The organism is Gemmatimonadaceae bacterium (genome assembly GCA_035606695.1).
GTDB lineage: Bacteria > Gemmatimonadota > Gemmatimonadetes > Gemmatimonadales > Gemmatimonadaceae > JAQBQB01.
Genome location: DATNEW010000031.1, coordinates 1 through 20,473, shown reverse-complemented (window position 1 = coordinate 20,473; position 20,473 = coordinate 1). Strand labels below are relative to the sequence as shown.

Sequence of the window (20,473 nt, the reverse complement as noted above, 5' to 3'; positions counted from 1 at the left end):
TCGGCGACGGTCTCAGCTGCAGGTCGTCGTGAAGTTCACCAGGTCGATGTGGCACGTCACCGGCGTCGACTCATCATCGATCGTCGTCACCAGCGTCACCGTGCTCGTGCCGTTGAACGTGAGCGCCGAGTGAATGGTGAAGGACGTCGGCGTCGATCCGAAGTTCGCCGTGGTCGTCGCGTCCGTTGCGATCGTGCCGGACGTCGGATAGCGGCTGCCGGTGGTGAGCACGAGGTTCGTCGTGCGGCCGTTGGTGTCGATCTTGTCCGTCGTGCGCGTTCCATTGATGTCGAACACGATGAAGTCGTGATCGGTCGACGTGCCATTCTCCGTGCGGTTGCCCGTGAGCAGACCGGAGAGCGTCAGGTCGTCGTGGTGATTGACCGACATCGAGTCCTTCACCCCGGCGACGGCCGACGCCGAAATGATGGTGCCCGTGACGTCGAACACCGTGCGGAGCGCCGCGACCTTGCTCGCGTCTGGCGTCGACAGCGAAGTACCGTCGGCCGCGAGCAGATAATACGAGCTCTTGTACGTGAGCCCGAGGATCGTTCGCGGCGCGCAGTCGAAACGCTGATTGGCCGCCGAGTACGTGCAGCCTCCCAGCACCGCGGTCGACGGGACGGGCAGCGCGATCGCCGGCGCGCCCGTCGGATAGGCCGACGGCTCACCGCTCGCCGCCGCGGCGAGCAGCGCCGCCACATCGAGCTGATTCGACGGCTCGGTCACCGAGCGGTCGCCATTCGAGCACGCCATCGCGCCCAGCAATGTCGTGACGGTTGCGGCGACGGCGAATCGAATCACACGAGGCATGGTCACGCTCTCTCCAGTCACACCGTTCGAGACGGGGCGTCGTCACCCTGGAGCTCGGAGACGATTTCATACGACCGTAATCGCGCAGCATGGTCGTAGATCTGCGACGAGATGATGAGCTCGTTCGCACCGGTCTCGTCGATGAATTTGTCGACTCGCGCACGAATTGTCAGGGGTGACCCGACGATTGCGTTCCCAAGGATTGGCTCGAACTGCGCGCGCTCCAACGGCGACAATTGAATCTTCAGCTCGTCGACCGGCGGCGGAAACTGGATTGGCCGGCCGCGCCGCATACTGATGAACGACTGCTGAAACGACGTGAACAACCGCCGCGCCTCGGCATCTGAATCGGCCGCGATGACCGACGCGCCGAGCATCAGGTAGGGCCGCTCGAGAAACTCCGACGGCTGAAAGCGGCTGCGATACGTCTCGATCGCCGGCATGAGGTACGCCGGCGCGAAGTGCGACGCAAACGCGAACGGCAATCCCATGTACGCAGCCAGCTGCGCGCCGAACATGCTCGATCCAAGAATCCAGATCGGCACGCGCAATCCCGCGCCCGGCACCGCCACGACTTCCTGCCCCTGCTCGGGTTCGCGAAAGTACGCGATCAACTCGGCGACGTCCTGGGGAAATGCGTCGGCGGCCGCGTTCGTACGGCGCAGCGCGATCGCCGTGAGTTGATCCGAGCCGGGTGCCCGCCCGAGCGCGAGATCGATGCGCCCCGGATAAAGCGACTCGAGCGTGCCGAACTGCTCGGCGATCAACAGCGGCGAATGATTCGGCAGCATGATGCCGCCGGCGCCCACGCGAATCGTCGACGTCCCAGCGGCTACGTGCGCGATCACCACCGACGTCGCCGCACTCGCGACGCCCGGCATGCTGTGATGCTCCGCCAGCCAGAACCGGCGATAGCCCCACTGCTCCGCGTGCCGCGCAAGATCCACCGATCTATGAAACGCTTCCGCCGCCGTTCCACCTTGAACGATCGGCGCGAGATCCAGCACCGAGAAGACTGCCATGGCGAAATGTAGAGGCGGTGTGGAGCGCCATCGGCGCGACTTCTGCAACCGAGCGGAAGCAGTGAAGCAACGAAGCAACCCCGAGGAACCCATGTCGCCGGACATCGAGCAGGCTCGCAACGAGATCATGGATACACGCGCCCGTCTCGCGGAGACGGCCGATGAATTGAAGGACACGGTGTCGCAACGTGTCGAGCGCGCGAAGGAAGCCGTCAATCCGCTGCACTACGCGCGCGAGTATCCGTGGATCGCGATCGGTCTCGCCGTCGGCGCCGGCCTGGCGATCGGACTCACGGGCGCGGACAAGAAAGCCGCGAGCGCGGCACTCGAAGGCGCGAAAAGCGCCGGCCCGGCGATCGCCGGCGGCGCCGTTGCCGCCAAGGACGCCATCGTGGATAGATTCTCCGGCAGTGACGACGCGCAAACGCCCGAGCCGGAAACCGAGGAGTCCAGCGGCGGACTTCGCGCCGACGCGGCGTCGGCGGTTCACGATCTTCTGAACCAGGGACTCGACGAAGTGCTCGGCCTGCTCGGCGTGACACGCGACCAGGCGCGCCGGCATCTGCCACCCGGATGACGATCAATAAGCGTTCTCTAATACTTCTCCTTGCGGTCGCTGCCTGTCGCCGAAGCGCGACCCCGTCGTACCCTATACCGCCCGCCGGGCAGGCCGCCTGGCTCCTGCCCGGCGAAATGCCCGACGCGCCGCCGCGTGCCTGGCTCGGATTGATCGGCGAATACGACGCGCCGACCGGCGAACGCCTGGTGCTCGAGGACTCGGGGCGCTTGTGGATCGCCGACACGACGCGGCACATGACGCCGCTCGCCCCACAATCGAACGACGCATTCACCGCCGACCGCGCGCTGACTCAGTCGCTGCTCGGCGTATCCGCGGATCGCATCACGTTCGTGCGCGATGTATCGGGACGCGCGCGCTGGATGAGCATCGGCAGCACGACCATTCCGCGCCGCGACATCGAGCCGCGGCCGGGAACCAATCAGCTGCGCGTGACGCCCGTGCGTCCCGTCGAAGAACTGCGTGTCGAGGCGCTTGCCGCATCGCCACCGGCGGAGCACGGAAATTTTCGCGCACCGGACCTGGTCGAGCTCACGAGCCTCGATCCGTCGATCAAGCTCGAGATCCGCTACGCGACGACCAACAACTTCCTCGGCACTCGCTTCTATACCGAAGCGCGCGCGTTCATGCAGCGGCCGGCCGCCGAAGCCGTCGCGCGCGCGAATCGACTGCTCGCGCCGCTCGGCTACGGCCTGCTGATTCACGATGCGTATCGTCCGTGGTACGTGACGAAGATGTTCTGGGACGCAACGCCGGCCGACAAGCGGTGGCTCGTCGCGAATCCCGCGCAGGGCTCGCGGCACAATCGCGGTGAGGCGGTGGATCTCACCTTGTACGAGTTGCCGAACGGCCAACCGGTCGAGATGCCGAGCACGTACGACGAAAGCACGGATCGCGCGTACGCGAATTATCCGGGCGGCACCTCGCTCCAACGGTGGCATCGCGCGCTCTTGCGGCGCGTCATGGAGCACGAAGGCTTCACGGTGAATCCCACCGAGTGGTGGCACTTCGACTACAAGGATTGGAGCTCGTACGCGATCGGCAACGTGCCGTTCGACAAGATTGCACCCAGCCGAGCTCGCTGAGTTGCCGCTGAGCTTGCTAGTCTAATTTGGACTAGTTTCCAAAATACAAGTCTGCCGGGCGCACGACTTTCTGCGTAAGTTAAATCATGTCAACAACTTGCGCCTCAGGCCGCCACCGCTTGGTTGCGACCGCCAAGGACGCTGTTGCCCGCTTTGGTATCAAAGCCGGCATCATCGTGCTCGGGGGTGCGATCGCGGCGGGCACCATTCATCGCACGGCGTTTCTGCCGCACACCACCGTGGGCGCGGCACTCGCTGCGTCCAACCCCGCCGACTCGGCGTCGCTGCTCGCCAAGCTCAGCAGGGCGACGGAGATCACGAAGCCGACGGTCGTCGCGTCGGCCGGCGGGCTCGACCTGAACATCGATCACAGCCGCGTGGACTTCTGGGTGAACAGGCTCTCGACGTCGATGAGCGCCGACTTTTCCAAAGCGCTTGGACGCATGGGCAAGTACTCGACGATGATCACCGACAAGCTCGCCGCGAAGAAGATGCCGAAGGATCTCATCTATCTCGCGATGATCGAATCGGAGTTCAACCCGAACGCGAAGTCGCCGGTGCACGCGGTGGGATTGTGGCAGTTCATGAGCGCGACCGCGCGCCGGTTCGGTTTGACCGTGCGCGGCGGCGTGGACGAACGCCGCGATCCGGCGCGCGCGACGGACGCCGCGGTGGAGTATCTGTCGGCGCTGCACGATCGGTTCGGCTCGTGGTATCTCGCCGCGGCGGCGTACAACTCGGGCGAAGGTACGGTGCTGCGCGCGCTGCGTCGCGTCACCGGCAGGGACACGGGGACCGATGAGGATTTCTTCAAGATTCTGCCGGTGCTGCCGAAGGAGACGCAGGACTACGTGCCGAAGTTGATCGCGGCGGCGAAGGTTGGAAATGATCCCGAGCAGTACGGCATCTCGGTGACGGCTCCGTCGGCGACGGAAGCGGTCGCCGAGAAGGTGCCGGTGCGCGCGGAGCCGAGGCGGGTGGCGTCGAGAAAGAGGCGTGTCGTGAAGGAGAAGCCGGTGGTGCACCGGCAGGCGAAGAAGACGACGAAGCGGGTAGTACACAAGACGAAACGCTGACTGTGAAGGACTGTGCAGCGCGTCAGCTCTTCCGGTGCAAATGCATCGGGCTCGTCACGCCGTCGATGGTCTTCGTGCCTTCGAGATCGTCGTTCGACGTGAACGCGCCGTCGAAGTGCTCCGCCGAGCTGCCGAGGTTCGTCCCCGTCGCGTTGCGCACGAGGGCGAGATCGATCGACACGTGATTGCCCGTCGCGCTGCCGCTGGCGTTCACCACACCGCCGGGCATCGCTTCGCCCTGCCAAGTGCCGCTGCCCGCGACCGTCGCTCCGTCGAGCTCGAGCGTGACGTCGAGCGAAAAGCCAGGCGGCTCGTTTGAGGCGCGCACGTATGTCCACTCGCCGTTGAGATTGCCGTTCGCGCTCGAGTCGGTCTTGGTCGCTTGCGAGCAGGCGACCGCGCCGCCGACCGCGAGGAGCAACAAAGCGATGTGTGTTTTCATGCGCGCCTAACTGGCGAACGGCGTGCCCTGTCACGCAGGATTGGTCCGGTCGGGGCGCCGCGCCAAAGAAACGAATGTTTCTTTTCGGCCCCCGCGAACGCATGTCGAATTTCCCCACCCTCGTTCGTCGCGTCGGTAGAGCCTACTTTGGTACCCCGTCCCCGACCCCCGCGCTTCCGAGGACCCGACGATGAAATTCATGGTGATTGTCAAAGCGAACGCCGACAGCGAAGCCGGCAAGATGCCGAGCACTGCGCTCGTCGCGGCTATGGGCAAATACAATGAGGACCTCGTCAAAGAAGGCGTGCTCCTCGACGCGGCGGGCCTGTTCCCCAGCTCCAACGGCGCGCGGGTTCGATTCAACGGCGCCAAGCGCACCGTCATCGACGGCCCGTTCGTCGAGACGACGGAGCTCATCGCCGGTTACTGGATCTTCCAGTGCAAGTCCAGAGAGGAAGCGATCGAGCGGGTGAAGCGCGCGCCGAATCCGAGCGAAGGCGAATCAGTGATCGAGATTCGCCAGATCTTCGACGCTGACGATTTCGGCGAGATCCTCACGCCGGAGCTGCGCGAGCAGGAACGCAAGATCGGCGAGCAGATGGCCGCGAACGCCAAGCGCTGAAATCATCCACCGCATTCGACCACTGTCTCCCGTGTCTTCCATGTCTCCATCGGAGTCCGCCGCATGACTTTCGTGTCCGATCTCCGCCGCGTGCCGCGCAACCTGCTCAAGGCGCGCGGCTTCGCCGTCGCCGTGATTCTCACGCTCGCGTTGGGCATTGGCGCGAACACCGCGATGTTCACGCTGCTCCGCGGCACGCTGCTCCGCGCGCTGCCGAATCGCGAAGGCAATCGCCTGGTGTATCTGCGACAGTCGGCGCCTGGCGCCAACGTGAGCAACGCGCTGTTCTCCGTGCCCGAGATCATCGACTACCGCACGGCGTCGAAAACGCTGAACGCCGTCGCCGAGTTCTCGCAGATGACGTTCACGCTGACGAACGGCGACGACGAGCCGGTGCACGTGCAGGCGGGCGTCGTCAGCGGCAACTACTTCGACGTCATGGGGCTGTCGCCGATCTTCGGCCGTGCGACGAACTCGCGCGACGACGGACCCGGCGTGCCGTCGGTCGCCGTGTTATCGCATGCGTTCTGGGTGTCGCACTTTGGCGCCGATCCGAAGATCGTCGGGCGCACGGTGCGCATCAACGACATGAGCTCGACGATCGTCGGTGTCATGCAGCCCGCGCCGCAGTACCCGGCGAAGACCGACATCTTCGTGAACATGGTGACGAGCCCGCACCATCTCAGCGCGACGATGAAGACGGGACGCACGCATCGCATGACGGAAGTGTTCGCCCGCCTGGCGCCGAACGCGACGGTCGAGCAGGCGCGTGCCGAGATCTCGCGCATCTCGACGAACGTGTTCAGCGACCATCCGGAGGCATACGAAAAGGCCTCGCACTACACGATCAGCGTCTCGCCGCTGCGGCAGGCGGTGAACGAGCGTGCGTCGCTCACGCTGTGGCTGCTCATGGGCGCCGCGGCATTCGTGCTGCTGATCGCCTGCGCCAACGTGGCGAACCTCACGCTCATGCGCGGTGTCGGCCGCGAGCGCGAGATGCTCGTGCGCGCCGCGCTCGGCGCCGGTACGTGGCGGCTGCGGCAGTTGCTGCTCGCGGAGAATCTCGCACTGGCGCTGATCGGCGGTGCGCTCGGCATCGCGGTGGCGTTTGCCGGACTCAAGATGCTCGTCGCGTTCGCGGCGCAGCTCACGCCGCGCGCCAACGAGATTCGCGTGGACGGCGTCGTGCTCGCGGTGAGCCTGGGCATCAGCGTGCTGGCGGCGATCGTGTTGTCGTTCGTGCCGCACATTGGTGACGAAGCCAATCTCGCGGCGCCGCTCGCCGCGGCCGGACGTCGCAGCACCGGCGGTCGTGGACGCGCGCGCCTGCAGCAGGTGCTCGTCGTCACGCAGCTCGCGGTGTGCATGATTCTGCTCACCGCGGCCGGGCTGCTCGTGCGCACGCTCACGAAGTTGCAGTCGGTCGAAACCGGCGTGCGCGCCGAGAATGTGTTGACGATGGAAGTGCCGATCGAGACCGATGCGATCGCGGTTCCGGAGAAGCTCGCGATGTACGAGCGGATGCGTCAGCGGCTCGCGGCGCTGCCGGGAGTCGACGTGGCGTCGCTCGGGTCGGCGGTGCCGCTCAAGCCGATTTTCATTCAGCTCGACGTGAAGGCGGAAGGCCGCCCCACGCCGCCGAACGAAGCAACGCCGCACGCGACCTGGAAGACCGCCGATCCCGACTACTTCAAGGCGGCCGGAATTCCGCTGCTCGAGGGACGCAACTTCCAGCTCACCGATCGCGCCGATGGACCGCGCGTCGTCATCCTCAACAAATCGTTCGCCGAGAAGCTATTTGGAAAGGACGATCCGATCGGCAAGCGCGTGGCGTGGACGGGTGAAGTGCTGAAGTTCATTCCGGTCTCGCCGGATTGGCGCACGGTGGTAGGGGTCGTCGGCGACACGCGCGACGGTGGCCTCGACAACGATGCGACGCCGACGATGTTCCAGCCGTTCGTGCAGGAAATGCCGTTCGCCGCGGCGCTCATCGTTCGGACGAAGGTGAATCCGTCGCTGCTGCATGCACCGGCCATTCGCGCCATTCGCGAGATGTACCCGAAGCAGATCGTCGAGAACGTCGCGACGCTCGAGGAAGTGCGTGACGGCAGCGTGGCGCCGCGGAAGTTGAACGCGCTGTTCATCGCCTCATTCGGCACGCTCGCGATGCTGATCGCGATGGTTGGGATCGCCGGAGTGCTGGCGTTCTCGGTGAGCTCGCGCACCGCGGAGATCGGTATTCGCATGAGTCTTGGCGCGGATGCGGCGCGCGTGCATCGCATGATCCTCGGTGAGGGTGGCGGCATGCTCGTCATCGGGTTGGCGATCGGGTTCGTCGGCGCGCTCGCGACATCGAGCTTGCTGCGCGGCTTGTTGTTCGGTGTTGCGCCGCACGATCCAACGACGCTCGCCGCGGTCGCCGTGCTGATTTCCGCGGTTGGGCTCGCGGCCTGCTGGCTGCCGGCGCGCCGCGCCGCCACCGTCGATCCGGCGGTGGCGCTGCGGTCGGATTGAACCTTTGTCATCCCGAGCGAAGCGAGGGATCTAGCATCCCGGTAGAGAGGCCAATCCTTCTACCGAGACGTTAGATCCCTCGCGACGCTCGGGATGACAGAATGCGTTCGGGATGCAGATGTCGAAATCCGGCTGCCTCGTTCGTCGCCTGATTGAACCTCTCTCAGGAGACACAATGTCAAACGCACCAATCGCCCGCCGCCGCAACGTCAGCCTTTGGATCGCTCAGTCGTTGCTCGCCGCGCTGTTCCTCTTCGCCGGCGGATTCAAGCTCGTGGCGCCGGCCGCGCAGCTCGCGCAGCAGTCGCCCATCTTTGCGCCGGCCTTCCTCAAGTTCATCGGCGCGTGCGAAGTGTTCGGCGCGTTCGGGCTGGTGCTTCCGGGCATCTTTCGCGTGAAGCGTCATCTCACACCGCTCGCGGCATCGGGACTGGTGATCATCATGATCGGCGCGGTCGTTTCGACCATCGCGGTGATGCCTGCCGCCATGGCGATCATGCCGGCGGTCGTCGGGGTCGTGGCGTTCGTCGTCGCTCGCGGACGTTGGAGTGATCTTCATCGCGCGACGCCGGGCGTAAGCGCGCCGAGGCGCCCTGCCCTGGCGTCACGCTGAACGCACACGCTTAACACGGAGTCGAAGATGCTCATCAAGATTCTTCTCGTCGCCGTTGCCGTTCTCGTGGTGCTCTGCATCGCGATCGCCAGACGCCCGTCTGCATTTCGCATCCAGCGCAGCGTAATCATCGCCGCGCCGGCGTCATCCATCTTCGCGCATCTCGACGACTTTCACGCGTGGTCGGCATGGTCGCCCTACGAGAAGCTCGACCCGAACGCCGTGAAGACGTACTCCGGTGCGCCCGCCGGCACGGGATCAGTGTTTCATTATGTTGGCAAGAAGCTCGGCGAGGGGCGCATGACGATCGTCGATCGCCGGCGGAACGAGCTGGTCGCGATCAAGGCGGAATTCGTCAAGCCGATGGCTGCCACCAATCGTATCGAGTTCACGCTGCAGCCCTCGAACGAGGGCGTCGTCGTCACCTGGTCGATGGTTGGCCGGAACAGCTTCGCGTTCAAGGCCTTCGGCATGATGGTGAACATGGACCAATTGGTCGGCAAGGAATTCGAGAGTGGTCTTGCCGATCTCAAGCGGCTGAGCGAACAGGAAGCGTCGCGCACGGTTGCCAGGGCATACTGAGGAAACTCTAACATGCGACTCGTGTGCACCGACTGGTTCGGCACGCCGTGCATCATCGACGGCAACCTGCACGACTGACGTGAACGGACCCAACTCCGCGGACGCCCACCGCGCCATCGATGCGGTCTGGCGCATCGAGTCGCCGAAGCTGATCGCCCGCTTGACGCGCATGACGGGCGACATCGGCACGGCGGAAGACCTGGCGCAGGACGCGTTGGTGGCGGCGTTGGAGAACTGGCCGGCGTCCGGCGTACCGGACAATCCGGGCGCGTGGCTCATGGCGACGGCGAAGCGGCGGGCGATCGATCTGCTGCGCCGCGACTCCATGCTCGAGCGCAAGCATGCGCAGGTGAGCGCGGAGCTCGAGGACCAGCGCGAGGAAGCGACTTTGCAACTCGACGAAGCAATAGACGATCACGTCGGCGACGATCTGCTGCGGCTCATCTTCACGACGTGCCATCCGGTGTTGTCGAGCGAAGCGCGCGTGGCGTTGACGCTGCGGCTGCTCGGCGGCCTGACGACGGACGAGATCGCGCGCGCGTTTCTGGTCACCGAATCGACAGTCGCGCAACGCATCGTGCGGGCGAAGAAGACGCTCAACGAAGCGCGCGTGCCGTTCGAGGTGCCGCGCGACGACGAGCTCGAAACGCGCTTGTCATCGGTGCTCGGCGTCATCTATCTGATCTTCAACGAAGGCTATTCGGCAACGGCGGGCGAAGATTGGGTGCGTCCCGGCCTGTGCGAAGATGCGCTTCGACTCGGCCGCGTCCTGGCGGAGCTGGCGACCGACGAGCCCGAGGTGCACGGTCTCGTGGCCTTAATGGAAATTCAGGCGTCGCGATTGCGCGCGCGAGTCGGACCGCGCGGCGAGCCGATTCTTCTGCTCGACCAGGACCGCTCGAAGTGGGATTGGCTGCTCGTGCGCCGCGGACTGGCCGCGTTGCAACGCGCCGAGTCGCTGGGCCAGGAGCGCGGGCCGTACACGCTGCAGGCGGCGATTGCCGCGTGTCACGCGCGCGCACGCGTGGCGGAGGCAACGGACTGGCAGCGCATCGCCGCGCTGTATGGCGAGCTCGCGGAGCTCATGCCGTCTCCGGTCGTGGAGCTCAATCGCGCCGTCGCGGTGGCGATGGCTGACGGTCCGGCGGCGGGATTGGCGATCGTCGATCGAGTTCGGAACGAACCGGCGTTGAAGGACTATCACCTGGTACCCAGCGTTCGCGGCGATTTGCTCGCGAAGCTCGGGCGAAAGGAAGAAGCGCGCGCGGAATTCGAGCGCGCCGCGTCGATGACGCGCAACGCACGCGAACGCGAGTTCCTGCTCAATCGAAGTAAATCGATGTAGGGGAACGCTCATTGCTCGCGTGTCTCAGGATCAGACCGCAATGAACACGGAGCAAATGAGATGAGTGGCAGTCGGAGTGGTAGGGAAAACGCCGGACACGATTGCGGCGATTGCACGTCGAAACGTCCCGCCGAGTTGCTGAGCATGTACGCCACGGCAGAGGACGGTATCGCACGACGAACGTTTCTCGTGCAGTCGGGCATTCTCGCGGCGATGGCGGCCCTCGCCGCGTGCGGGGGCGCGGATTCCACGGCGCCCGGCGTGCCCGCGAACAGCCAAGTCAACGTGAACGACTTTCCGGCGCTCGCGAACGTCGGCGGAGTCGCCATGGTTTCGCTCGGTGGCGCGCCCGTTGCCATTGTGCGCACGTCGTCGACGTCGTTCCTCGCGCTGTCACGGGTCTGTCCGCATCAGGGTGGCATCGTACAGCAGTTCGGGACGCGCTTCGTCTGTCCGGTGCACGGAGCGACGTTTGATTTGAACGGCAGCTGGATTGGCGGGCAGCGAACGTCGAGTCTGCATCAATACACCACGACGTTCGACTCGACCGCCAACACGCTGACGATCAGCTGATCGAAACACGCGCACTCTCGAGGAAACCAATGCTCGTCGAAGCGTTGCTGGTGCTTCGTGCTGTCGGCGCACCGCTGGATACGACGGCGATTCATCCATCCATCATCGACACGGCACTGAGCGCGGCTGTGGTGGATACGCCGTCGGTGCGTCGCCGCCACGCGATTTCGTACAGCGATCAGTACTACACGCGGCTGACGATCCACCGCTACGGCAGCTATGCGATGCTCCCGCTGTTCGCCGCGGAGTATTCGCTCGGGCAGAATCTGATCAACGATGCGAATCCATCGTCGTGGATCAAGCCGACGCATACCGCGGTGGCGTTGGGCATCGGCGCGCTGTTCGGCGTCAACACGATTACTGGCGCGTGGAACTTGTGGGAGTCCCGCGACGATCCATCGAATCGCGGGCTGCGGATTACGCACACGGTGCTCATGCTTGCGTCCGACGCCGGCTTCGCGATCACCGGCGCGCTCACGCCGAAGACGCACTCGTTCGATTTCAGCGAGGTTCAAAGCTCACGCAACCGGCACCGAAACTGGGCGATTGGATCGATGGCGCTGTCGACCGCCGGCACGGCGTTGATGTGGTTCTGGAAGCACTGACCGGCCGGCGGTGACTGCTCAGCGGGACTGCGCGATCTGCAGCACCTTGTCCAACGTGATCGGCAACTCCCGCACACGTACGCCCGTGGCGTGGTACACGGCGTTCGCGATCGCCGCCGCCACGCCCGTGATTCCGATCTCGCCCAGTCCTTTCACGCCGATCGGGTTCACGTGCTCGTCCTTTTCGTCGACGAACGTCACGTCGATGTGTGGCACATCGGCATTCACCGGCAGGTGATACTCGTCCAGTTCGGCGTTCACGTACCGGCCGTTGCGCGGATCGATGAGTGTGTCCTCGAGCAGCGCCATGCCGATCCCATAGACGATGCCGCCGATGATCTGGCTGCGCGCCGTTTTCGGGTTGAGTACACGTCCGCCGCCGTACGCACCGACGACGCGTGACAATCGAACGGTCCCGAGATCGGGATCGACGCGGACTTCCACGCAAACGGCGCCGAAGGCGTGCATCGAGTATTTCTTCTTGGCATCCTCGCCGGGCTTCGCATCGGCCCTTGCTTCGACAATCGCGTTCGGCCGGTGTGATGCCAGATCTTGAATACCAAGATCATTGAGCATTCCCCGTAGCGCGACGGCGGCGTTGTGAACCGCCGAGCCCGTGCTCGCGGCCGTCATCGAGCCCGCCGAGATCGGATTTTCCGGCAGCGTCGTGTCGCCCAGGACGAGTCGTATGCGATCGACCGGAATACCGAGCGCATCGGAGGCAATCTGTGGCATGATCGTGCGCGTTCCCGTCCCGATCTCGTGCGTCGCCGCGCGAATTTCCACGATCCCGTCCGGCGTCAGTCGCGCGATCGCCGACGCGGGCATCTGCTTGACGGGATACGTCGACGACGCCATGCCCATGCCGATCAGGACGCCGTTCTCGCGCATCGAGCGCGGCTTGGGGTCGCGGTGCTTCCACCCGAACCCGTCGGCGACGATCGCATAGCATTCGCGCAGCGATTTGCTGGACCACGGCTTCTCTTCCTCCGGGTCCTCCTCGGCGTAGTTCTTCAGACGGAACTCGATCGGATCCATGCCGAGTCGTTCGGCCATCTCGTCCATGGCGGATTCGAGCGCGAACATGCCGCTCGCCTCGCCCGGGGCGCGATTGAACGTCGGCGTGCCGGTGTTGAGCTTCACGAGATGCTGGCTCGTGTTCTGGTTCGGCACCTTGTATAGAACGCGCGTGGCGAGCGTCGACGGTTCGAGCCATTCCTCGAGCTTGGAGGTACTCGAGGTCGCGGTGTGGCGCATGGCGCACAGCGTTCCGTCCTTCATCGCCCCGATCTCGAAATGCTGAGTCGTGAATGGGCGCGCGCCGACGATGCCGAACATCTGCCGGCGAGTGAGCACGATCTTTACGGGGCGCTTCGCGTGCCGCGCCGCCATCGCGGCGAGTACGACGTGCGACCATGCGGCGCCTTTCGATCCAAACGCGCCGCCGGCGAATTGCGAGATGACGTGCACCTTCTCTTCCGGCATGCCCAGCGTCCTGGCGACGACGCGCCGAACGCCGTAGACGAATTGCGTCGAGTCGTGCAGCGTGAGCTCGTCGCCCTTCCACTCCGCGATCGTCGCATGTGGCTCGATCGGATTGTGCGTCTCGACCGGCGTGCGATACACGACGTCGAGGCACACCTCCGAGTCGCGGAGCCCGCGGCTGATCTCGCCGCGCGTCGTGTGCGGCGGATCGCGGCCGAGAATCTTATCGGCGTACGGATATGATCTGGCGAGCGCCGATTCGAAGTCGGCCTCGACTTCACCGTTCTCATACTCGAATCTCACGAGCGACGCGGCGTGACGCGCCTGCTCGAACGTCTCGGCAATCGCGACGCCAATCGGCTCGCCGTTGTAGTGAACGTTGTGATCCTGCAGCAGCGACAGAATGCGGCCGGCGGGAGGATTGAAGGCGCCCTTCCCTTTTTTCGGCAGCTTCTCGGCGTTGTCCGCCGTGAGGATGGCGATCGCACCGTCGGCCCGCTCCGCCTCACTCGTGTCGATGCGCGTGATGCGCCCCGCGCCGATCGTGCTCTGAATGAGCATGCCGTACGCGAGATTCTCGATCGGGAACTCGGCGGCGTACACCGCTTCGCCGCAGACCTTGAGCACGCCGTCGGCGCGATTGATCGGCTGACCGATGCTCATGACAGTTCCCCCGCGCGAGCCAGTGCGCGCGCCAGCGTTCGGCGAGCGAGCTCGATCTTGAATGCATTGTGCTCGTGCGGCGCGGCACCCTCGAGCGCGGCGACCGCCGCACGCATGTACGTCTCGCCACCAGCCTTCTGGCCCCGCAACGCCTGCTCGGCTTCGCGCGACCGCCACGGCACCGTGCCGACTCCGCCGAGTGCGATGCGTGCGTCGCGAATCGTCTTGCCGTCGAGCTCGAGCGCGACCGCGGCGGAGGCGAGCGCGAACGCGTACGACGCACGGTCGCGAACCTTGATGTACACCGAACGCGTGGCGAACGGCGTGGCCGGAATGTCCACGGCCGTGATCAGCTCTCCGCGCGCGAGTGTCGTCTCGCGTTCGGGCCGGTCGCCGGGCAGGACATAGAACTCCGCGATTGGAATCGCACGCTCTCCTTTTGGACCGCGCACGCGCACGACGGCGTCGAGCGCGGCGAGTGGAACCGCCATGTCGGACGGATGCGTCGCGATGCAATGCTCGCTGCCGCCGAGGATCGCGTGAATACGATTGAATCCGTGGAGTGCCGCGCATCCCGCACCCGGCTCGCGTTTGTTGCATGGGCTCGCGGCATCGCGGAAGTAATAGCAGCGCGTCCGCTGAAGCAGGTTGCCGCCGGTCGTCGCCATGTTGCGCAGCTGGCCCGACGCGCCGGCGAGGAGTGCCTGCGACAGCATCGGGAGTCGCTCGCGGACGAGCGGATGGTGCGCGAGATCGCTGTTGCGGACGAGCGCGCCGATGCGCAGCGACCCATCGGACTGTTCGGTGACGTCGGCGAGCGCGAGGGCGTTGATGTCGACGACATGTCCTGGACGCTCGACATCGTGCTTCATCAGATCGACGAGCGTCGTTCCGCCGGCAAGGAGCCGAGCATTCTCGTGCGAAGCGAGCAGTGCGACGGCCTCGTCTTCAGTGGCAGCCGCGTGGAATTCGAAGGGATGCATGCGTCAGCCGGCTCGGTTCGAATTTGCGTCGACGGCGGCGCCGCGGACTTGCTGAATGGCGTCGACGATGTTCGGGTAGGCGCCGCAGCGGCAGACGTTGCCGCTCATCAGCTCGCGCACGTCGTCGTCGCTCGGGCCGCACGGTTCGTCGAGCAGTGCGACGGCCGACATGATCTGGCCTGGCGTGCAGTAGCCGCATTGAAAGCCGTCGCACTCGATGAAGGCCTGTTGCATCGGGTGCAGCGTGCCGTTCTTCCCGAGCCCTTCGATCGTGCGAACTTCCTGCTCGCGCACCGAAGCCAACAGCGTCAGACAGGACAGCACGCGGCGTCCGTTCACGTGCACCGTGCATGCGCCGCACTGGCCGACGTCGCATCCTTTCTTCGTTCCCGTCAGGCGGAGTCGTTCTCGAAGCGCGTCGAGCAGCGTCGTGCGCGGATCGGCGGCAATAGTGTGGGCGGCGCCGTTGATGGTCAGTTGGATTTCGATCGTCATGGGCGGGCGCAGCCGCACAGAGTGGACCAGCAATGCGGCCTCAGTCGCTGAAATCCGTCGTTGACGCGCAAACGTTTAGCGGTACCATCATCGGGCTTTCAACCGGACACTGCACTCCATGCACGAGACTGCGTTGGCCGACCGTTGGCGAGACATCCGCGGCGGCGACGGAAATATCTGGAAGGTCTTCGAGCGCGGCCCCGGCTCGCTTCATCCCGATCTCGGATCGAGCCTCATCTTCGACTCCGGCTCAGTCGTCCGCCGGATCTACGCGTATCCGAACAACTGGTTCGACCTCAGCGATGCGGACCTGCTCGCGCTCTGTGCGGTGGTGAAGCTCAAATAGTCATCCCGAGCGGAGGCGCCCGGCGCTGGAGTCGAGGGACCTCCGTCCCCACGGACGAAATCTCCTCGGCGCACGGGGGTCCCTCGACCCGCTACGCTCGCTCGGGATGACACGCTACGCCCGCGCGTAAATTTCGCGTATGTCCGCACCAACCCCATACGACCTGCTCGGCGGCGACGCCGGTATTCGCAGCATCGTCGATCGTTTCTACGATCTCATGGACACCGCTCCAGAGGCGGCAACCATTCGCCGCCTGCACGCAGTCAGCCTCAAGGCATCCCGCGAGAAACTGTATCTCTATCTCATGGGCTGGACGGGCGGCCCGCCGATCTACGTGCAGCAGCGAGGCCATCCGCGGCTCCGCATGCGCCACATTCCATTCACCATCGGCGCCCGCGAGCGCGATGAATGGATCTGGTGCATGGACCGGTCGCTTGACGAGCACGACATGCCCGAGGCGCTGCGCGCCGACCTGAAGGAGAAGCTGCACTCGCTGGCCGATCACATGCGCAATCAGCCCGAATGACGAGCGCGCGAGCGCCTGCGTCGATCACGATTTTCTGACGAGCGCGAGGAGATCGGCATCGCTCAGCGTTCGCCACGTCTTGGGATAATCGACGGTCTCGAAGACTTCATCGCGTCCGACGGCGTGAAACACGAGCACCGGCGGACGCCGCGGGATCCTCGGAGAAACGAACTCGAACACGTGCCAGGACGAATCGTCGACGCTGATTTTTCGTACCTCTCCCTGGATGCCGAGATTGTCGTCGGGAAAGTGAGGGTCGTTCGACATAAGTCACGTTAGAAGCGCCATCGGCCGAGCGGTAGCGACCATGAGAGCGACTATGCTCTTGCGCCCGGCTCCGCTCGCACCGAAGATGAACCACCTTCCTCTCGAGCCACGGCCATGCGCTTCGCCCTTGCCCCCGCGCTCATCGCGCTCAACGCGCTCGCGTTGTCGACGTCGCCTCTCGCCGCGCAAGCGCCCGTACAATCCGGCACTTCTCACCAGACGAAAAGCATTGCGTGGTCCGATCTCACGGGCGTATGGTCGGGACGCTCGCTGCGCGCGACATCGGATTCCGTCATTACATTGATCGCCGTGCATTTCAGCAGCCCCAACAAGATCTCGGTCACCTATCCGAATCGCGCGCCGATCATGGGCCGCTTGATCTCGACGGGCGGCGACAGCGTCGTGTTCGACTACGGTCCGTATGAGAGCCTCACGCGGGCGAAGCACACAGTCGCGTCCGTACACAACGTGCTCCACCTGAAGGGCAAGCGCATGACGGGCGGATTCATCGCGAAGTTCGACGATGGGCAGTCGCTCACGGGACGCCTCGAGCTCGCGCGAAAGTAAGCACCCAAGTGCCAGCGCGCGCACCACGATTGCATCGCGTCGTCGATCGCCTGACGGCGGAGTACGGACGACCGGAACCACCGCCTGCGGATTCGGCGTTCGCGCTGGTGCTCTGGGAGAAGGTCGCCTATCTCGCGCCGGACGAGCGGCGCCTTGCCGCGTTCGAGCTCTTGCGCGAACGCGTCGGTCTCACGCCGCAAGCGATCCTCGCGGCGACGCCGTCGGTGTTGCGCGAGATCGCGGCCGCCGGCGGCAAGGTCGGCATCGAGGAGCGTGCGCGGCGCATGCAGGATGCCGCCGCACTCGTGATCGATGAATTCGGCGGCTCACTCGACACTGTGTTGACGCTTCCGCTGCGCGAGGCAAAGCGCGCGCTGCAGCGCATCTACGGCATCGGTGAGCCGGGGGCCGAGAAGATTCTGCTGCTCATGCGGGCGCAGCGGCTGCTGCCGCTCGACTCGAACGGCGCGCGGACATTGGTGCGCATCGGCTACGGCGCCGACCACAAGAACTACACGACGATGTACCGCAGCGTCACCGAGGCCGCGACGCGCGAAGTGCGCGACGACATCGAGTGGCTGATGGACGCGCACCTCCTGCTGCGCCGACATGGCCAGGACATTTGCAAGACCTCGGCGCCGCGTTGCGGCGCGTGCGCGGTGCGCGCCGAGTGCAACTATTTCAAATCGCGCAAGAGGGCCTGAATGCGTGCGTCGTTCGGGAAGCGCGAGGCGAGCTGGCGCGTCACGCGACGCGCGTCGGCGTCGCGACGCGCGTCGCGAAGCGCGACGGCATAGGTAAATCCGATCGTCGCATCGTTTGGCGCGAGCGATGCCGCGACGGCCAGGGACTGCACGGCATCAGCTACGCGACCGGCGCGGGCGAGCGCGAGACCGAGTGCATAGTGCAAGCGCGGATCGTTCGGCGCGGCGACGAGTCCGCGCCGCAACGTCGCCTCGGCATCGGTATCGTGATGCTGCGCGCGCTGGACGTCGGCGAGATTGGCGTACGCCTCGCCGAGGCCCGGCGACAGCGAGATCGCCGCGCGCAACTCGGTGCTCGCTTCGTCGAAGCGTCCGAGCTCGGCGAAGTAGGTACCAAGCGTCAATCGATTTTCCGCGCGGTCGGCGTTGTATCGCTGGCTGGAGATAAAGTCTTGTCCCGCCGCCGCGAAGCGCGCGGAGTCGGCGCCGGTCAGCGTCGACGCGGCGGGGGCAAGTACCCATGCCGCCTCGATGCGCACGGCCCGCACGGAATCCGCCAACAGCGGGATCGCAAGGGCCATGCGTTGCGCCGGCGGAACCGATTCGAGAACGCTCAATGCCGCGCGCCGTACCAACGCATTGGTGTCACGAGCCGATAGTTGCGCGGCACCGAACGCGGCAGCGCTAGGTCGATCGCGAAGTCGTGCGAGCGCCGACGCGCGAACGATGGCCGGCTCGGTTGCGTCGCGAGCGACCGCGGCGAGCGAATCGCCCGCGAACGCCGCACCGCGCTCGTCTGCCGCGAAGCTCGCCGCGAAGCGCTGAAAGCCCGAGGCATCGTGACCGTACCAGTACCGTACCTGGTTCGCGGCCCATCGCGCGTCACGGTCGCGGTGGCAACTGCTGCACGCGTTCGGCACGCCGAGCGTGACGGAGAGATCCGGCCTCGGCACGCGAATGCTGTGATCGGCACGTGGGTCGATCTGCATGTACGTCGTTGCTGGCATATGGCACGATACGCACGCCGCGCCCGCGCCGCCGCGAGCGTGAAACGTGTGAGCGGTCGTATCGTACTTCGCCGCCACGTGACAGCGCGTACAGAGACGGTTGCCCGGCGCGCGCGGCCGCGCGCTGTGTGGATCGTGGCAATCAGAGCACGTCACGCCCGCGTGATACATGCGGCTCTCGAGAAACGAGCCATAGTTGTACACCTCGTCGTGCTGTTGCCCGTCGGCATAGTAAAGTCCCGACACCAGCAGCGACGGCACGTAGTGGTCGAGATAGCGATCGCCTGCGGCGTAACCGTCCGCGATCTGGACGCGACGAGAATGACACTGCGCGCATGTCTGGATTTCGCGATCGCTGGTGCGCGGGACGCTACGAATCGGCCTGCCATCGTTCGTAATGCCCCAATCGACTCCACGCCGCTCCGTCAGCTGCGCCGGCAAACCATCGTTCTTCCATAACAGCGACCGCGTCCACGACGGATATCGCGCCCACCGCGCATGTGCCGAGCCTGGACCGTGACACGCTTCGCACGAGACGTTGAGCTCCGCCCACGTCGTACGAAATTGGTCGGATGACGCGTCGTACCGCTTTCGAACGCCGGTCGAATGACAATCCGCGCACATGTAATTCCAGTTGCGCTGCCGCGAGGTCCAATGGAATTCGTCGGTGTGCGCGACCCACGGGCCGGGATCGAGCGAGAACCAGCGCTGTCCACCGTGTGACGCCGGGCGCGTGTCCCACGCTGTCGGCAACGGCTGCAGACGTCCATGCGAGAGCTCGACGAGATACTGCTGCAGCGGCGCGACGCCGAACGTGTACTTGATCGTATAGTCGTGCGGCTTGCCGTCCTCGCCTTCGGTGTTGACGACGTAGTCGGTGCCGCGCCGAAGGAACGTCGTCATGATGCCACCGAACGTCGCGGCCGTCGAATCGAAGCGGCCGAGGACCGTGGCCGGCGTTGCGGGCTGCATCGCGGCAAAGTGCTGCGACAATTTCCAGCCGACCGTTTCCGCGACGTGACATCGCGCGCATGCCGCGGCGCCGATGTACCGGGGCAGTTCGCGATCGCGAGTTCGCGCCAGGGCGACGCCGACTATCCCCGCGACGAGCGCCCCGGCGACGACCACGCCGAGCGCGATCGGTCGATCAGTGCGCCCGCGCCGCCAACTCCGCGTAGCGTTCCCGGAGCGTCTGGAGGATGGTCTGATAGCGCGGGTCCTGGGCCAGGTTCGTCGTCTCCAGCGGATCCGTCTGAAGATCGTACAGCACTTCGTAATTGGGCGTCGGGTCGACGTATTTCAAGTACTTGTAGCGGCCGCCGACGACGCCGACGGAGCGACGGATGCCGGGGTCGGCATACATCATCTCGAACATGAAGTCGCTGCGCCACCCACTGGGTGTCTTTCCATGCAGAATTGGTACGAGCGTCTGGCCCTGCATGACGGATGGCGTCTCGACGTGCGCGAGATCGAGAATCGTCGGCGCCCAGTCGACATTGAGCACCACCGACGAGTCGACGCGGCCGCCCTGCCCCGTCGGATCGCGCGGGTCGTAGATGAT

At 65.3% G+C, this 20,473-nt stretch carries 23 protein-coding genes; 14 read left to right on the top strand and 9 right to left on the bottom strand.

From position 1 onward, the window contains the following. Positions 1-12: 12 nt before the first annotated feature. Together VN706_16230 and VN706_16225 are read right to left on the bottom strand one after the other, a co-directional pair. Entirely contained in the window at positions 13-819 is an 807-nt protein-coding gene (locus VN706_16230) for a hypothetical protein (protein HXT17186.1), read from the bottom strand. 11 nt (positions 820-830) lie between these two features. After that, on the bottom strand, positions 831-1,835 hold the full coding sequence (locus VN706_16225) for an LLM class flavin-dependent oxidoreductase (GenBank protein HXT17185.1): 1,005 nt from the start codon (positions 1,833-1,835) through the stop codon (positions 831-833). Here VN706_16225 and VN706_16220 point away from each other — a divergent pair. From VN706_16220 to VN706_16210, 3 genes are all read left to right on the top strand, one after another. Further along, entirely contained in the window at positions 1,834-2,412 is a 579-nt protein-coding gene (locus tag VN706_16220) for a DUF3618 domain-containing protein (GenBank protein ID HXT17184.1), read from the top strand. The two genes, VN706_16225 and VN706_16220, sit on opposite strands and share 2 nt — an antisense overlap. 116 nt (positions 2,413-2,528) lie before the next feature. Then, entirely contained in the window at positions 2,529-3,497 is a 969-nt protein-coding gene (locus VN706_16215; GenBank protein ID HXT17183.1) for a M15 family metallopeptidase, read from the top strand. A 119-nt stretch (positions 3,498-3,616) separates the two neighbouring features. Next, positions 3,617-4,573, top strand: coding sequence for a lytic transglycosylase domain-containing protein (locus VN706_16210; protein ID HXT17182.1), 957 nt, complete (start codon positions 3,617-3,619; stop codon positions 4,571-4,573). A 22-nt stretch (positions 4,574-4,595) separates the two neighbouring features. Here the strand turns inward: VN706_16210 and VN706_16205 are convergent, their stop codons facing one another. Further along, complete coding sequence (locus VN706_16205) at positions 4,596-5,015, bottom strand: hypothetical protein (protein HXT17181.1); 420 nt, start codon at positions 5,013-5,015, stop codon at positions 4,596-4,598. Between the two features lie 190 nt (positions 5,016-5,205). Between VN706_16205 and VN706_16200 the strand changes: the two genes are divergently transcribed. The 7 genes from VN706_16200 (at position 5,206) to VN706_16170 (ending at position 11,869) form a co-directional block, all read left to right on the top strand. Next, positions 5,206-5,637, top strand: coding sequence for a YciI family protein (locus tag VN706_16200; GenBank protein HXT17180.1), 432 nt, complete (start codon positions 5,206-5,208; stop codon positions 5,635-5,637). Positions 5,638-5,700: 63 nt separating this feature from the next. Further along, complete coding sequence (locus tag VN706_16195; protein ID HXT17179.1) at positions 5,701-8,151, top strand: ABC transporter permease; 2,451 nt, start codon at positions 5,701-5,703, stop codon at positions 8,149-8,151. Positions 8,152-8,326: 175 nt separating this feature from the next. Continuing rightward, positions 8,327-8,764: a DoxX family protein gene (locus tag VN706_16190; GenBank protein HXT17178.1), complete on the top strand. Its 438-nt coding sequence runs from the start codon at positions 8,327-8,329 to the stop codon at positions 8,762-8,764. A gap of 27 nt (positions 8,765-8,791) precedes the next feature. Then, on the top strand, positions 8,792-9,346 hold the full coding sequence (locus VN706_16185) for an SRPBCC family protein (protein HXT17177.1): 555 nt from the start codon (positions 8,792-8,794) through the stop codon (positions 9,344-9,346). Positions 9,347-9,425: 79 nt separating this feature from the next. Continuing rightward, positions 9,426-10,691 carry an RNA polymerase sigma factor gene (locus VN706_16180; protein HXT17176.1) on the top strand — a complete coding sequence of 422 codons (1,266 nt, stop codon included), beginning with the start codon at positions 9,426-9,428 and terminating at the stop codon, positions 10,689-10,691. A 144-nt stretch (positions 10,692-10,835) separates the two neighbouring features. Further along, positions 10,836-11,264, top strand: coding sequence for a Rieske (2Fe-2S) protein (locus tag VN706_16175; protein ID HXT17175.1), 429 nt, complete (start codon positions 10,836-10,838; stop codon positions 11,262-11,264). A 29-nt stretch (positions 11,265-11,293) separates the two neighbouring features. Beyond that, positions 11,294-11,869 (top strand): hypothetical protein, encoded by a 576-nt coding sequence (locus tag VN706_16170; GenBank protein ID HXT17174.1) that lies wholly within the window; start codon positions 11,294-11,296, stop codon positions 11,867-11,869. A gap of 18 nt (positions 11,870-11,887) precedes the next feature. Here VN706_16170 and VN706_16165 read toward each other — a convergent pair whose 3' ends face one another. Genes VN706_16165 through VN706_16155 form a run of 3 tightly spaced genes read right to left on the bottom strand, consistent with a single transcriptional unit; the run spans position 11,888 to position 15,495 of the window. Further along, a complete protein-coding gene (locus tag VN706_16165) occupies positions 11,888-14,017 on the bottom strand; it encodes a xanthine dehydrogenase family protein molybdopterin-binding subunit (GenBank protein ID HXT17173.1) in 2,130 nt (709 codons plus the stop codon). Beyond that, positions 14,014-15,000, bottom strand: a complete 987-nt coding sequence (locus tag VN706_16160; protein HXT17172.1) for a xanthine dehydrogenase family protein subunit M — start codon at positions 14,998-15,000, stop codon at positions 14,014-14,016. Before VN706_16160 ends, VN706_16165 begins: the two co-directional genes overlap by 4 nt. Positions 15,001-15,003: 3 nt before the next feature. After that, positions 15,004-15,495 carry a (2Fe-2S)-binding protein gene (locus tag VN706_16155; GenBank protein HXT17171.1) on the bottom strand — a complete coding sequence of 164 codons (492 nt, stop codon included), beginning with the start codon at positions 15,493-15,495 and terminating at the stop codon, positions 15,004-15,006. 118 nt (positions 15,496-15,613) lie between these two features. Between VN706_16155 and VN706_16150 the strand changes: the two genes are divergently transcribed. Beyond that, a complete protein-coding gene (locus VN706_16150; GenBank protein HXT17170.1) occupies positions 15,614-15,841 on the top strand; it encodes a hypothetical protein in 228 nt (75 codons plus the stop codon). A 139-nt stretch (positions 15,842-15,980) separates the two neighbouring features. Then, on the top strand, positions 15,981-16,367 hold the full coding sequence (locus VN706_16145; protein HXT17169.1) for a group II truncated hemoglobin: 387 nt from the start codon (positions 15,981-15,983) through the stop codon (positions 16,365-16,367). A 24-nt stretch (positions 16,368-16,391) separates the two neighbouring features. Here VN706_16145 and VN706_16140 read toward each other — a convergent pair whose 3' ends face one another. Beyond that, positions 16,392-16,634, bottom strand: coding sequence for a hypothetical protein (locus tag VN706_16140; GenBank protein ID HXT17168.1), 243 nt, complete (start codon positions 16,632-16,634; stop codon positions 16,392-16,394). Between the two features lie 114 nt (positions 16,635-16,748). On the opposite strand from VN706_16140, the gene VN706_16135 reads away from it, so the two are divergent. Together VN706_16135 and VN706_16130 are read left to right on the top strand one after the other, a co-directional pair. Continuing rightward, positions 16,749-17,201, top strand: a complete 453-nt coding sequence (locus VN706_16135; protein ID HXT17167.1) for a hypothetical protein — start codon at positions 16,749-16,751, stop codon at positions 17,199-17,201. An 8-nt stretch (positions 17,202-17,209) separates the two neighbouring features. Beyond that, a complete protein-coding gene (locus VN706_16130) occupies positions 17,210-17,905 on the top strand; it encodes a hypothetical protein (GenBank protein ID HXT17166.1) in 696 nt (231 codons plus the stop codon). Here the strand turns inward: VN706_16130 and VN706_16125 are convergent. Next, the gene (locus tag VN706_16125) at positions 17,878-20,040 is read right to left on the bottom strand and encodes an ammonia-forming cytochrome c nitrite reductase subunit c552 (GenBank protein HXT17165.1); all 2,163 of its coding nucleotides are present in this window, start codon (positions 20,038-20,040) and stop codon (positions 17,878-17,880) included. The two genes, VN706_16130 and VN706_16125, sit on opposite strands and share 28 nt — an antisense overlap. A 19-nt stretch (positions 20,041-20,059) precedes the next feature. Further along, on the bottom strand, positions 20,060-20,473 hold a 414-nt coding region (locus VN706_16120; GenBank protein ID HXT17164.1), incomplete at its 5' end, for a sulfatase/phosphatase domain-containing protein.